At 57.2% G+C, this 13,772-nt stretch carries 16 protein-coding genes; 15 read left to right on the forward strand and 1 reads right to left on the reverse strand.

The window, feature by feature from the left end:
• Positions 1-22: 22 nt before the first annotated feature.
• Positions 23-907 (forward strand): 50S ribosomal protein L11 methyltransferase, encoded by an 885-nt coding sequence (locus tag MWU60_RS07025; protein WP_247226537.1) that lies wholly within the window; start codon positions 23-25, stop codon positions 905-907.
• Between the two features lie 155 nt (positions 908-1,062).
• Positions 1,063-1,347 (forward strand): hypothetical protein, encoded by a 285-nt coding sequence (locus MWU60_RS07030; RefSeq protein WP_247226538.1) that lies wholly within the window; start codon positions 1,063-1,065, stop codon positions 1,345-1,347.
• A gap of 74 nt (positions 1,348-1,421) precedes the next feature.
• Here MWU60_RS07030 and MWU60_RS07035 read toward each other — a convergent pair whose 3' ends face one another.
• Positions 1,422-1,628, reverse strand: coding sequence for a DUF1127 domain-containing protein (locus MWU60_RS07035; protein ID WP_247226539.1), 207 nt, complete (start codon positions 1,626-1,628; stop codon positions 1,422-1,424).
• A gap of 312 nt (positions 1,629-1,940) precedes the next feature.
• Between MWU60_RS07035 and ruvC the strand changes: the two genes are divergently transcribed.
• From ruvC to ftsH, 13 genes are all read left to right on the forward strand, one after another.
• Positions 1,941-2,447 (forward strand): crossover junction endodeoxyribonuclease RuvC, encoded by a 507-nt coding sequence (ruvC, locus tag MWU60_RS07040; RefSeq protein WP_247226540.1) that lies wholly within the window; start codon positions 1,941-1,943, stop codon positions 2,445-2,447.
• Entirely contained in the window at positions 2,444-3,103 is a 660-nt protein-coding gene (gene ruvA / locus MWU60_RS07045; protein ID WP_247226541.1) for a Holliday junction branch migration protein RuvA, read from the forward strand. The genes ruvC and ruvA overlap by 4 nt, the downstream gene beginning before the upstream one ends.
• A 9-nt stretch (positions 3,104-3,112) precedes the next feature.
• Positions 3,113-4,132, forward strand: a complete 1,020-nt coding sequence (gene ruvB / locus MWU60_RS07050) for a Holliday junction branch migration DNA helicase RuvB (RefSeq protein ID WP_247226542.1) — start codon at positions 3,113-3,115, stop codon at positions 4,130-4,132.
• Positions 4,133-4,163: 31 nt separating this feature from the next.
• Complete coding sequence (locus MWU60_RS07055) at positions 4,164-4,793, forward strand: hypothetical protein (protein WP_247226543.1); 630 nt, start codon at positions 4,164-4,166, stop codon at positions 4,791-4,793.
• On the forward strand, positions 4,790-5,176 hold the full coding sequence (gene ybgC, locus MWU60_RS07060; RefSeq protein ID WP_247226544.1) for a tol-pal system-associated acyl-CoA thioesterase: 387 nt from the start codon (positions 4,790-4,792) through the stop codon (positions 5,174-5,176). The genes MWU60_RS07055 and ybgC overlap by 4 nt, the downstream gene beginning before the upstream one ends.
• Positions 5,177-5,288: 112 nt before the next feature.
• The gene (gene tolQ / locus MWU60_RS07065; protein ID WP_247226545.1) at positions 5,289-5,963 is read left to right on the forward strand and encodes a protein TolQ; all 675 of its coding nucleotides are present in this window, start codon (positions 5,289-5,291) and stop codon (positions 5,961-5,963) included.
• Between the two features lie 2 nt (positions 5,964-5,965).
• On the forward strand, positions 5,966-6,442 hold the full coding sequence (locus MWU60_RS07070) for an ExbD/TolR family protein (RefSeq protein WP_247226546.1): 477 nt from the start codon (positions 5,966-5,968) through the stop codon (positions 6,440-6,442).
• Positions 6,443-6,445: 3 nt separating this feature from the next.
• Positions 6,446-7,555 (forward strand): cell envelope integrity protein TolA, encoded by a 1,110-nt coding sequence (locus tag MWU60_RS07075; protein ID WP_247226547.1) that lies wholly within the window; start codon positions 6,446-6,448, stop codon positions 7,553-7,555.
• Positions 7,556-7,661: 106 nt separating this feature from the next.
• Positions 7,662-8,978 carry a Tol-Pal system beta propeller repeat protein TolB gene (gene tolB, locus MWU60_RS07080; protein ID WP_247226548.1) on the forward strand — a complete coding sequence of 439 codons (1,317 nt, stop codon included), beginning with the start codon at positions 7,662-7,664 and terminating at the stop codon, positions 8,976-8,978.
• Positions 8,979-9,057: 79 nt separating this feature from the next.
• Positions 9,058-9,582, forward strand: coding sequence for a peptidoglycan-associated lipoprotein Pal (pal, locus tag MWU60_RS07085; protein ID WP_247226549.1), 525 nt, complete (start codon positions 9,058-9,060; stop codon positions 9,580-9,582).
• Between the two features lie 20 nt (positions 9,583-9,602).
• Positions 9,603-10,418: a tol-pal system protein YbgF gene (ybgF, locus tag MWU60_RS07090; RefSeq protein ID WP_247226550.1), complete on the forward strand. Its 816-nt coding sequence runs from the start codon at positions 9,603-9,605 to the stop codon at positions 10,416-10,418.
• Complete coding sequence (tilS, locus tag MWU60_RS07095; protein WP_247226551.1) at positions 10,409-11,686, forward strand: tRNA lysidine(34) synthetase TilS; 1,278 nt, start codon at positions 10,409-10,411, stop codon at positions 11,684-11,686. The genes ybgF and tilS overlap by 10 nt, the downstream gene beginning before the upstream one ends.
• A 97-nt stretch (positions 11,687-11,783) precedes the next feature.
• Positions 11,784-13,685 carry an ATP-dependent zinc metalloprotease FtsH gene (ftsH, locus tag MWU60_RS07100; protein WP_247226866.1) on the forward strand — a complete coding sequence of 634 codons (1,902 nt, stop codon included), beginning with the start codon at positions 11,784-11,786 and terminating at the stop codon, positions 13,683-13,685.
• Positions 13,686-13,772 lie beyond the last annotated feature (87 nt).

Consider the following 13,772-nt stretch of genomic DNA (forward strand, 5'->3'; position numbering starts at 1 on the left):
TAGGCATCGCAAAGGCAAGATCATGATAACCTATTCGGCTTTGACAACGATCAGGGGTGAAGACGCGGCATATCAACTGGCGGATGCGATAGAAGACCTGACACCCGAACCTACCGGCGTCGGCGTTTTCGAGATTGAAGATGGGTCAGGGCTTTGGGAAGTCGCGGCCTATTTCATGGACCGACCGGATGCCGGCGCGCTTGCTGTTCTGTCCGCATTGCATAAGGCGAAGCCTTTCAACATATCCGACATTCCCGATCAGGATTGGGTTTCCAAGGTCCAGCGTGAATTGGCCCCGGTCGAGGCAGGGCGGTTTTTTGTCTACGGCAGCCATGACGCAGATCGGGTGCCTGCTGATAAGATCCCACTGTTGATTGACGCGGCAATGGCTTTTGGCACCGGCCACCACGGCACCACGAAGGGCTGTCTGGAGGCGTTTGACGCATTGCTGAACGCCGGGTTTTCTGAAGGCAAGGTTCTGGATGTCGGTTGCGGCACGGCAGTTTTGGCCATGGCGGCCGCCAAGGTTCTGCCCAATTCTGTTTTAGCCAGTGACATTGATCCCGTTGCGGTAGATGTGGCGCAAGCCAATGTTGTCGGTAACGGGTTGGAAGGTCGGGTGACCTGTGTCGTGGCAGCTGGATTTGACGCCCAAGCGCTGAAAAATAACGGCCCTTACGACCTTGTATTCGCCAACATTCTGAAGGCGCCGTTGATCGGGTTGGCGCCGGATATTGGCATGCAGACGGCCCAAGGTGGTTATGCGATTCTCTCGGGAATCCTGAATGAGCAGGCAGATGAGGTGATCGCGGTTTATCAACAAAACGGGTTCAATCTACACGAAAAGCGCGTCATTGTTGACTGGACCACACTCACTTTAGGCAAAAAGGCACCGATCGCGGGGTGATTCCACAGGGTTGTTTGAGAATTATCTTGTTCTGACACGCTTTTTTGGTGATCTTGGGTCAATAAATTTGTGAAAGTTTCCTGGAGGGTGCCACGGTGCAAGCCAACGTCCCATTTGATAAAAGATTAAAGCGCATTGTTCGGCGTCACGACAAGATGGCGAACGGCGTTGTGCGTACTGTCACGTCTGACGGCCTGATCGTTGCAAAGCCGCGCCTTTATAAGCCGCGCTTCCCGCTTAAAGGGCTGATCGTTGTTTTGATGCTTGGTTTCCTCTTTAAGGGATTCCTTTTCGCCTATCTTGGCGAAGCTGGCTATGCTGAGCGTGTTGCAACACTGCAAGGTGGCACTGTGCTTGAGCAGGCAGGTGCCTGGGTCATGCAGCCCGACCCGGTGACTACGATTGTTGCTGGTGGGATCGCGACAGTTCTGCCGCAGTAAGATATAACAACCGACAAACGAAAAGGCCGCGTTCATCAAGAACGCGGCCTTTCGCTTTTTGGTGTGCTGTCAATTCAGCGAACGTTGCGTGTCGCAATCTTGTCGATGTCGCCATAGGACAGGCCGATATCGTCCAGCTCACGTGCCGAAAGCTTGGACAGTGAGTTGCGTGTGATACGCGCATCGTTCCACGCTGCGAAAGATGCAATCATGGTTGCGAAGAAAGAAGTCTTGCCAGCGGAGAGGCCAGCAGCGGTGCGGTTGGTGTCAAAAGAGGCCATGGCCGTATTCCTATATATTGTGCTGCGCGTGCAGCGTTGATCTCATGAGGCGCATGTAGGAGGGAAAAGGCACGGTGGCTAGTGCCATTTTGGCAAGGCTCATATGCGTTTTCAGCATGCCTCATTTTTGTGCGGATTTCGCCGCAAACCCTTGATTTACAAAGGGTTAATAAGGTCGATTTCAGGCGCTCGAATGACGTATTTTGATTATGGCTATGCGTTTTGGGCTGCATCACCCCAAAACCAACAGACTTGGTCTTTGTTCGCCTTTTGTGCTAGCGAGGTTAAGAGAACAATAAAAAGAGGCGAGCGATGCGTGTTTTAGGGATTGATCCGGGTCTGCGGAACATGGGTTGGGGCGTGATCGAGGTTTCGGGACCCCGCATTGCCCATGTCGCCAATGGCATTTGCCGGTCCACGGGTGATGATCTGGCCTCACGGCTGTTGTCACTGCACGAACAACTCACCGCTGTTCTGGTCCAATATCAACCACAAGCCGCTGCGGTCGAGCAAACCTTTGTCAACAAAGACGGCGCCGGGACGCTGAAGTTGGGTCAGGCCCGCGGCATCGCGATGCTGGTGCCTGCGCAGGCGGGGCTGGTGGTTGGTGAATACGCGCCCAACGCTGTCAAAAAGGCCGTCGTTGGTGTGGGGCATGCGGACAAGACTCAGGTCGCCCATATGGTCAAAGTACAATTGCCGGGCGTGCAACTTGCCGGACCCGATGCCGCAGATGCGCTTGCCATTGCGATTTGTCATTCCTTCCACGTCCAGTCCGCCGGTAGCCTTGCCGCAGCGTTGGCGAAGGCCACCGCATGATAGGCAAGATTGCAGGGCGGCTGGAGTACCGCAGCACCGATCACGTGCTGATTGATGTGCGCGGTATCGGATACATCGTCTATGTGTCAGATCGCGTCATGGCCGGGCTGCCCCGAAACGGTGAGGCTGTCGCTTTGTTTACTGACCTTTTGGTGCGCGAAGACAATCTGCAACTCTTTGGCTTTACGACGTTGGTCGAAAAGGAGTGGCATCGTTTGCTGATGTCTGTTCAGGGGATCGGGGCAAAAGCTTCAATGGCGATCCTTGGCACGCTTGGGGCTGATGGCGTCAGCCGCGCGATTGCGCTGGGCGACTGGAATGCGCTGGCAAAGGCGAAAGGCGTGGGCCCAAAAACCGCGCAGCGGGTTACGATAGAGTTGAAAGACAAAGCGCCCGGTGTGATGGCGATGGGCGGGTCGGTCGCAGAGGCGCAAGGCGACGCGGTGATTGAGGCAGAGATGCCAGAGCCTGTGCGGCGTGCGCCACCCCCGCAAGCAAATGCAGCATCCGCAGAAGCACTCTCGGCCCTCGGAAACCTCGGCTATGCCCCCGGCGAAGCTGCGAGCGCTGTGGCAGAAGCCGCAGGCGCGGCACCTGACGCGGATACATCCGCGCTGATCCGCGCTGCCTTGAAGTTGCTGGCACCAAAAGGGTAGGGGTGCGTCATGGACCAACCTGACCCCACCTTACGCCCAGACCCACGGCCAGAAGATGAAGACCGCGCGCTGCGGCCGCAGACGCTGGATGCGTTCATCGGTCAGCAGGCGGCCCGCGCCAATCTGTCGGTGTTTATTGAAAGCGCACGGCGGCGCGGTGAAGCGATGGATCATACGCTGTTTCATGGCCCTCCCGGTTTGGGGAAGACCACACTGGCGCAGATCATGGCGCGCGAGTTGGGGGTGAACTTTCGCATGACCTCGGGCCCGGTGCTGGCCAAAGCGGGTGATCTGGCGGCGATCCTGACCAATCTCGAAGCGCGCGATGTGTTGTTCATTGACGAAATTCATCGGCTGAACCCGGCGGTGGAAGAGGTGCTTTATCCCGCGCTGGAAGATTTTGAGCTTGATTTGGTGATCGGTGAAGGTCCCGCGGCGCGGACGGTAAGGATTGAATTGCAGCCCTTTACGCTTGTTGGTGCGACCACCCGGATGGGGTTGCTGACAACGCCCCTGCGTGACCGTTTTGGCATCCCAACCCGGCTGGAATTCTATACCGAGGATGAGCTGCATGAGATCGTCACCCGTGGTGCCCGTCTGATGGGTGCCCCGGCATCACCGGATGGTGCGCGCGAAATTGCCCGCCGCGCCCGTGGCACGCCGCGTATCGCGGGGCGTTTGCTGCGCCGCGTCGTGGATTTTGCGATTGTCGAAGGTGATGGCACGGTCACGCAAGGCATCGCAGATCTGGCGCTTACCCGGCTTGGCGTTGACCATCTTGGGCTTGATAATGCGGACCGTCGCTATCTGCGATTGATTGCCGAAAGCTATGGTGGGGGTCCTGTTGGCGTTGAAACGCTTTCGGCTGCTTTGTCCGAAAGCCGCGATAGCCTGGAAGATGTGATTGAGCCCTATCTGTTGCAGAAGGGCCTGATCCAGCGCACCCCGCGTGGTCGTATGCTGGCGCAGGACGCTTGGGCGCATTTGGGGCTGGATGCACCAAAATCGCGGACAGATTTATTTGGGTGAGAAGACGGGATTGCCTCCGGCGGAAGTTTGAATGGACGAAGAAAGTCAAAAGGTGGTGCAACTCTTTACCCGTGCGGATGGGGCTTATGTCTTTGCGCGTTGGGGGCGGCCGATTGTGCCTGTTGTCTTTGGTGTGGATGACGCATCGCTGGCCGTCTTTAAGGGCGCGATTGAGGCTGTTGTCAGTCTTGCCTCGCATCACATGGCGGAAACTGATCCTGAGTTGGGTGTGAACCTGATGATCTTCTTTTGTGAAGATTGGGATGAATTGCCCGAAGTGCCAAATTTGGATCAATTGGTGCCTGATCTGGTGCCTTTGGTTGCTAAGCTCAAGCAGGCGGATGCTAATCAATACCGCATATTCCGGTTTGACGAGGCGGGGGCCATTCGCGCTGCTTTTGTGTTCTTGCGTATGGACGAACATTTGGCATCGGTGGCCGCCGATACTTTGGCGTTGAGCCAGGCCGTTCAGACAATCTTGCTGTGGTCGGATACAGCATTTCAAGATCAGCCGCCATTGGCTTTGGTCGAGGGCAATGCCGTGTTACGCCCTGAGATCGCGGATGTCATTCGCGCAGCTTATGATCCGGTGATGCCTGTGTCTGCGCAGGACGCGAGTCATGCTCTGCGATTGGCCGCCAGAATAAGGCCAGTTTCATGAGTCACCGTTTTCCCATTCGCGTTTATTATGAAGACACCGATCTGGCGGGCATCGTTTATTATGCCAACTACCTGAAGTTCATTGAGCGTGCGCGCAGTGAATGGGTGCGCGAACTTGGGATTGATCAGGTGCAGATGAAGGCAGATGGACTGGTGTTTGCAGTGCGCCGGGTCGAAGCGGATTATTTGTTGCCCGCAAACTACGATGATGAGCTGAGTGTCGAAACGACGATGGAGCCCGGGTCCGGTGCACGCTTGGTCGTCAAACAAGATGTCATGCGTGGTGATACGCTTTTGTTCTCGGCCATCGTGACCATCATTTGCATGACTACCGAAGGCGCGGTGGCCCGTCTGCCGGCAGTGATCCGCCGCCCTATCCACTAAAAACCCCCGTTTTCGCAGATGTGATGCGGGTTTGGTTGGATTTCTGCGTGGTGATGCGATACGCTTATCTGTAATCAGAGCCCAAAATCGGGCCTACAGGCAGAGCAGGCACATGGAAGCAGCACACGAATTCACAATGTGGGCGTTATTCGCGCGCGCGACAATTACCGTAAAAATCGTCATGATCATGCTGATCGCAGCGTCTATCTGGTGCTGGGCCGTGATCATCGACAAAACCATTCAGTACCGTAAAGCGCGGGCCGAGGCCGATGTTTTTGACCGCTCGTTTTGGTCAGGTGAGCCGCTTGATGCGCTTTTTGATCAGATCGGCGCAGATCCCGAAGGGCAATCAGAAAAGATTTTTGCCGCCGGTATGTTGGAATGGCGCAGGTCACACAGGCAAGACGGCGGATTGATCGCCGGTGCGACTGCCCGGATTGACCGCTCAATGGATGTCGCGATCGCCAAGCAGGCTTCGCACCTGCAAAAGGGGTTGCCCATTCTGGCCACGGTCGGATCGACCGCACCTTTCGTGGGCCTGTTCGGCACTGTCTGGGGCATCATGAACGCGTTTATCGAGATTGCCGAGGCGCAGACAACCAACCTTGCTGTTGTCGCACCCGGCATTGCCGAGGCGCTTTTGGCCACTGGCCTTGGCCTTTTGGCCGCTATTCCAGCCGTGATCTACTATAACAAATTTTCGTCGGATAGCGATCAGATCGTCAGCGGGTATGAAGCCTTTGCCGATGAGTTCGCAACCATCCTCAGCCGCCAGTTGGATAGCTGATCATGGGTGCCGGAGTGATGAATTCAGGCGATGACGGGGGCAGACGCCGCCGCCGTAAATCGCGTCGCGGCAAGCCGATGTCAGAGATCAACGTGACCCCGTTTGTGGATGTCATGATGGTGCTCTTGATCATCTTTATGGTGGCTGCCCCCTTGTCGATTGTGGGTGTGCCCGTAGAGCTGCCCGAAACATCCGCAACTGCTTTGCCCGGCGATGATGAAGAGCCGCTGACCGTGACAATCACCGATGATGGTCGCGTGATGATCCAGGAAACCGACACGACCGAAGCCGAGCTTGTCGCGCGTTTGCAGGCGATTGCCGCCGAACGGACCAGCGACAAGATTTTTCTGCGTGCCGATGGTCGCAATGACTGGAACCGTGTCGCGCAAATCATGGGCTTATTGAATGCCGGTGGGTTTTCGGACATTGGGTTGGTGACCGATATCGCCCCGCCCGCAACAGGCGGCGCTGACGGATAGATTATGGCAACGCCGGGCACCATCATTTCAGGGGTTGGCCATGTCGGGCTGATCGGCTGGCTGATTGTCGGCTGGGGCCTGACCTCTGAGCCGTTGGAAATCCAGACGTTTGATGTCTCGGTGATCTCTGGTGAAGAGTTTGAGCAGATGACGGCGCGCACGACGCCGGAACCGGGTGATGCGGATCCGACCGCACCTGTGCCGCCAGTGATTAATGATGCGCCGCCGCCGCCGCCCGCACAGGAGGAGCCAACGCAGACGGCACCTCCGCCGGAACCGGTTGAGCCACCCGAAAGCGAAGCACCTCCGCCTGCACCACCTCCGGCACCGCCAGAGACCGAGGTGACAGATGTGCCGCCTGTTGAGCCTGCACCGCCTGTCGCCCCGCCGCCCACACCCGATGTGGATGTCAGTGAGACGCCGACACCGCCGCAAGCCCCGACAGTCGCGTCTGAGATCAACGCGCCGCCGCCGCCGGATGCGAACATTGATGACGTGGTGCGCGATGAGGTCGTGCCGGATGACAGTGCCGAGGCAGAAGTTGTTGAAGAGGAACAGGAGCCAACAGCGCCTGAAGAGACGACAACAGAGATCGTGATTGAGGATCTGGCACCGTCAACGTCGGTTCGCCCATCAACACGGCCCAGCCGCCCCGCGCCTCCGGTCGAAACGGCGAGCGCACAAGAAGAGCCTGCACCAGCGCAAGCAGAGCCTGAGGCAAGCGAAGAGGATGTGGCCGCAGCGCTTGAGGCAGCATTGGGTGCCACGCAAGAGGCACCTGCGGTCGCTGCTGGTCCCCCCATGACAGACGGAGAGCGTGACAGTTTTCGCGTTGCAGTGAACCGCTGCTGGAATGTTGATCCCGGTTCCGTGGCGGCGCGCGTAACTGTCGAGGTCGGGTTCAGCCTGGACCGCGAAGGCCGCGTACAGGGTAACGAAGTGCGCCTGCTGTCCTCGGACGGCGATCAAAGTGCGACCAATACAGCGTTCGAGGCCGCGCGCCGCGCGATCTTGCGCTGTCAGTCGGGCGGCTATCAGCTGCCCGCAGATAAATACGACCAGTGGAAGGACATTGTGATTACCTTTGATCCCAGTGGCATGCGTTTGAGATAGGCAAAGACACGCGTAGGTGAGGTGAAATGGTTTTTTCCCCCTGCTATAACGAGAAAAGACAGTGCACGTTTCGGGAAAGAACCCGGACAGGCTTAGTGAGGCAAAGATGATGAAACGAATTTTGGCAGTTCTGGTGACTTTGATGCTGGCCGGGCCGGTGTTTGCGCAAGGCGGGCCGTTGCGCATTACGATTACCGACGGTGTGATCGAACCGATCACCTTCGCGGTCCCCAGTTTTGAGGCCGAAACACCCGCCGCCCAACAGGCCGCCGCCGATATTTCGCGCCTGGTGGTGCAGGATTTGGCCGGAACCGGTCTTTTCCGCGAGGTGCCTGCGACGGCGTTCATCAGCCAGGTCAGCTCATTTGCACAACCTGTCGCCTTTCCCGACTGGCGTGCGATCAATGCGCAGGCATTGATCGTGGGTGCTGTTACCGTGAATGGCGATCAGCTCACTGTGAAATTCCGCCTTTATGATGTGTTTTCGGGCCAAGAGCTGGGGCAGGGTCTGCAATTTGCAGGTACTGTCGCCGGATGGCGGCGGATGGGTCATAAGGTCGCCGATGCTGTTTATAGCCGGATCACCGGCGAGGGTGGTTACTTTGACAGCCGTGTCGTCTTCGTCTCGGAAAGTGGGCCCAAGGACAACCGCCAGAAACGTCTTGCCGTGATGGATTTTGATGGTGCGAACGTGCAGTTCCTGACCGACAGCAGCAACATCGTGCTTGCCCCGCGCTTTTCGCCCAATGGCGACCGCGTACTTTATACCAGCTTTGAGAGTGGTTTCCCCCGCATCAACGTGCTCAACGTGGCCAACGTAGGTCGTCAGCAGTTGCAGACTGCACCAGGTGAGATGGCGTTCAGCCCGCGCTTTTCGCGTGATGGCCGGCAGGTCATCTACAGCCTGTCGAATGGCGGCAACACAGACATTTACCGCACCGATCTTTCAAGCGGGCAGCATGTCCGCCTGACGTCCGCGCCGTCCATCGAAACAGCGCCCAGCCTGTCACCCGATGGCACGCAGATCGTCTTTGAAAGTGACCGGTCCGGGAACCAGCAACTGTACATCATGTCCGCTAACGGGGGTGAGGCGCGCCGGATTTCATTCGGACAAGGCCGCTATGGCACGCCTGTGTGGTCGCCGCGCGGTGATTTGGTGGCGTTCACCAAGCAAAACGCAGGCCGTTTCCATATTGGTGTCATGCGGACGGACGGGTCAGAAGAGCGTTTGCTGACCTCATCCTTCCTTGATGAAGGGCCCACATGGTCACCCAATGGACGTGTCATTATGTTCAGCCGCGAGACCCAAGGCGCCGGTGGTACATCGTCAATGTATTCGGTCGATATCTCTGGCCGGAACCTGAAGGCGGTCCCACTTCAGGGTGGCGCATCCGACCCGTCATGGGGACCGTTGCAACCGTAATGATGTGTGATTCCCTAATCGTAAAAGCCGTGCTAAGGTACAAAGAAAACAGAGCAGTCAATAAACAGGATGAAAACCTATGACACTTACAAAAAAAGCGGCGGTGATGCTTTTGGTACTGGCCACGGCCGCCTGTACGGACCCTGACCGGTTTGGCGGCGGTGCAGGCGCAGATGGCGCTGGTGCAAATGGCGGCCTTGGGGCTGGTGTGGCAGGTTCTGCCAGTGATCCGGCAAGCCCACTTTTCTTTAACCAGACCATCGGTGATCGCGTTCTCTTTGCGGTTGATACCTCGACCATCACACCCGAGGGTCAGACGATCCTTGATGCTCAGGCCCAGTGGCTGCTGACAAACGCCGATTATCGCGCCGTGATCGAAGGTCACGCGGATGAGCAGGGCACGCGTGAATACAACCTCGCCCTTGGTCAGCGCCGGGCGAATGCTGTGCGCGAATATCTTGTGTCGCGCGGTGTGCCTGTGGGTCGTCTGCAAGTCACCAGCTTTGGAAAAGAGCGCCCGATTGCTATCTGTTCCGAGGAAAGCTGTTATGCGCAGAACCGCCGGGCCGTTACGGTTCTTTCATTCTCAGCGATTACAAGCTGATCAAGAGGTAAGGAACGCCCATGTTGCATCGTATCGCCGTTGTTTGTGCCCTTTTGTTGTCGCCTCTTCCTGCCGTAGCGCAGGAAGAAACCTTGGCCGACATCCGACAACAATTAACGGTGCTTTTTGTTGATGTGCAGCGGCTGAAACGTGAACTGTCAACGACTGGCGGGCTGAATGCCGGTATTGTCGGCAACACGCCGTTGGATCGGCTGAACGCGATTGAAGCAGAGTTGCAGCGCCTGACTTCCAAATCCGAAGAACTTGAGTTTCGGGTCAACAGCATCACGGTTGATGCTGGCAACCGCATCGGTGATCTGAACTTCCGTTTGTGCGAGCTGGAAGAAGGCTGTGACATTGGCACGCTGGATGATACGCCGCTTGGTGGTATTGCAGCAGGTCCGGTTGCAGGCAACCCTGCGCCGGTCGCTCCGACTGATGGTCCAGCCCTTGCGATTGGCGAACAAACAGACATTGAGCGGGCGCAGGGGGCGCTCGCTGCCGGTGACTTTCGCAGCGCCGCTGACCAGCTTGCGGCCTTTGTCACGACCTACCCGGGTAGCCCGCTGACGTCTGACGCGAATTACCTCCGCGGTGAAGCGCTTGAGGCTTTGGGCGAAACGACCGATGCCGCACGCGCGTATCTAGAAGCGTTTTCCGGTGATCCAACTGGTCCAAAGGCACCTGACGCGTTGTTTAAGTTAGGCTCGTCCCTTGGCAAGATCGGTCAGACCCAAGATGCCTGCCTGACCTTGGCCGAAGTGAATGTGCGTTTCCCCGGCAACCCGACTGTTCAGGACGCGCAAACCGAAATGCAAGCGTTGGGATGCCAGTAAAGGGCACCTTGGCCGACGTTACCGCACGGTTCCAAAAAGCCGCAAATGCATCTGGGGCAGGCCCCGAGGACCTTATCGGCCTTTCTGTGTCGGGGGGCGGGGACTCCATTGCGTTGATGCAATTGGCGGTACGGTTGCGCAGCCCAAAGCACCTGCGTGTTATCACCATTGATCACGGGCTGCGCCCAGAGGCCAAGGATGAGATTGCATTGGTTGCCGCGCAAGCCGCGAAACTTGGTCTGCATCATACGGTGACGCGCTGGGAGTGGGATGGGCAAGGCAACCTGCAGGCCGCCGCGCGCGCTGGACGATGGGGTGCCATTTACGACTGGGCCATGATGTACAACATGCGCGAGGTCTGGCTGGGCCATACCGAGGACGATCAGGTTGAAACTGTGCTCATGCGTCTGGCCCGCGGCTCTGGCATTGATGGTTTGACTGCGATGTATCCGCTGACCAATCGGAATGGTCTGCGCGTGTTGCGCCCTATGCTGGGCATCGCGCGTGCGGATTTACGTGATTGGCTGCGCGCTGAGCAGATCAACTGGTGCGATGATCCCAGCAACGAAGACCCGCGCTTTGACCGGGTGCGTGCGCGGCAGATGTTTACCCAGCTTGAAACGCTTGGCCTGACCCGTAAACGACTGCTGCAAACGATAGACCACATGCAGGCGGCGCATAAGTCCTTGCAGGCCGCAGCGCATCAGTTTGCCAAAGAACACATCCGGCAAGACGCGGGCGATCTGATTTTTGCGCCCGCCGCCGTTGATCTGAAAAAGGCGGATGCCCCGCGCCGGGTGATGGCCGCTGCTTTTTCATGGGTGGGGGGCAAGGCCTATCGCCCACGTTTTGAACAAATGCTTGAGACGGTTGCAAAGGCGCAAAACGGGGCGACCGTGACCTTAGGAGGCTGTCTTCTATCCTCTGATCAGAATAACATGGTGCGCATGACCCGTGAGGCTGCGGCGACTAATGCGGTCACGCGGCCTGCGGCGCATCGTGTCAATGCCACCGGCGTATTTTGGGATCGTCGTTGGCTTTTGGAAGGCCCGCTTGCGGATCACCTGACGTACAAAGCCCTTGGCGATGGTATCAAAGCCTGCCCTAACTGGCGCGATAGTGGTATGCCGCGCGTATCGCTTTTGGCATCGCCGTCTGTTTGGAATGCCGATACACTTCTGGCGGCCCCATTGGCGGGTTTGCCGGGCGGTTGGTCCGCGCGGATTGTCGCGGATTTTCATTCCTCGGCGTTTGCCATTGAAGATTAAGGTTTAACCTCTATTTTAGCACAAACGCTTGTGATGCGACTCTGTCGCTCCACTTCCCCATTTCAAAGGAGTTTTCCCCTTGGGCAACGCGCGTAACATGGTCTTTTGGGTCGTCCTGTTCCTTATGGTACTGGCGCTTTTCAACCTATTTAGCAGCCCGCCGGGCACAACAAACAGTGAGGCGCGCAGCTACTCTGAATTTGTTGAGGCCGTCGAAGGTGGCCGCGTCACCGATGTGGTGATTGATGGTGAGAATGTACGCTTTGCCGAAGGCGGTCGTACCTATTCAACGATTATGCCACAAGATGCTGAAATCACGCAGCTTTTGATTGATTCAGACGTCCCGGTTGAGGCGCGCAGTCAGGAAACATCGGCGTTCCAGTCGTTCCTGCTTAGCTTGCTGCCCTTCCTGCTTTTGATCGGTGTCTGGATATACTTCATGAACCGGATGCAAGGTGGTGGCAAAGGTGGTGCGATGGGCTTTGGCAAATCGCGCGCGAAATTGCTGACTGAAAAGCACGGGCGCGTCACATTTGATGATGTGGCCGGTATTGATGAAGCAAAGGAAGAGCTGGAAGAGATCGTTGAATTCCTGCGCAACCCGCAGAAATTCTCGCGACTCGGTGGTAAAATTCCGAAAGGCGCGCTGCTTGTGGGTCCTCCGGGTACTGGTAAAACACTGCTTGCGCGGGCAATCGCTGGCGAAGCAGGTGTGCCGTTCTTCACGATTTCGGGTTCTGACTTTGTTGAAATGTTCGTTGGTGTGGGTGCATCCCGTGTCCGCGATATGTTTGAACAAGCCAAAAAGAACGCGCCATGCATCGTCTTTATTGACGAGATTGACGCTGTTGGGCGGTCCCGTGGTGCCGGTTACGGCGGCGGTAATGATGAACGCGAGCAGACGTTGAACCAACTGCTGGTCGAGATGGATGGTTTTGAAGCCAACGAAGGTGTGATTATCGTCGCGGCCACAAACCGTCGTGACGTGCTTGACCCTGCGCTGCTGCGTCCGGGCCGTTTTGACCGTCAGGTGACTGTGCCGAACCCAGATATCAAAGGCCGCGAAAAGATTTTGGGCGTGCATGCGCGCAAAATCCCACTGGGTCCCGATGTTGATCTGCGCATCATTGCACGCGGCTCGCCCGGTTTCTCGGGTGCTGATCTGGCGAACCTTGTGAATGAGGCTGCTTTGATGGCAGCCCGCATTGGCCGTCGCTTTGTCACGATGCTCGACTTTGAAAGCGCCAAGGACAAGGTGATGATGGGGGCCGAGCGTCGGTCAATGGTCATGACCGCCGAGCAAAAGGAAATGACCGCCTATCACGAGGCTGGCCACGCGATTGTGGGCATCAGCCTGCCGAAATGCGACCCGGTTTATAAGGCCACGATCATTCCACGCGGTGGCGCACTTGGCATGGTGATGAGCCTGCCTGAGATGGACCGCCTGAATATGTTCAAAGACGAATGCCACCAGCGCCTTGCTATGACAATGGCGGGTAAAGCGGCTGAGGTCATCAAATACGGTGAAGATCAGGTCAGCAACGGCCCTGCAGGTGATATTCAGCAAGCCAGCCAGTTGGCGCGTGCGATGATCCTGCGTTGGGGTATGTCAGACAAAGTCGGCAACATTGACTATTCGGAGGCGCATGAAGGTTATTCCGGTAACACCGCCGGTCTTTCCGTTTCCGCCAACACCAAAGAGTTGATCGAGGAAGAAGTGCGCAGCTTTATCCAGCAGGGTTATGATCGCGCGCATCAAATCATTACTGAAAAGTATGAAGAGTTCGATCGTTTGGCCCAAGGTCTGCTTGAGTATGAAACGCTGACTGGTGACGAAATCAAACGCGTGATGGCGGGTGAGCCGCCGCATGTGGGCGACGACGCCGATGACACGCCGCCATCCGGTGGTACGCCTTCGGTCACGGCGATCCCAAAGACGAAGCCGAAAAAACCACGCGCCTCGGATGATGGCGGGATGGAACCGGAACCGTCTACGTAAAATGTTTCAAAAACGCCGCCTCTTGAGGCGGCGTTTTTCGTTATGGGTTTGCTGGTTGAAACGATAGTTGCATTGCGGCCGTCCGAC

Origin of the sequence: Yoonia sp. F2084L (genome assembly GCF_023015625.1) — a bacterium.
Taxonomy (GTDB): domain Bacteria; phylum Pseudomonadota; class Alphaproteobacteria; order Rhodobacterales; family Rhodobacteraceae; genus Yoonia.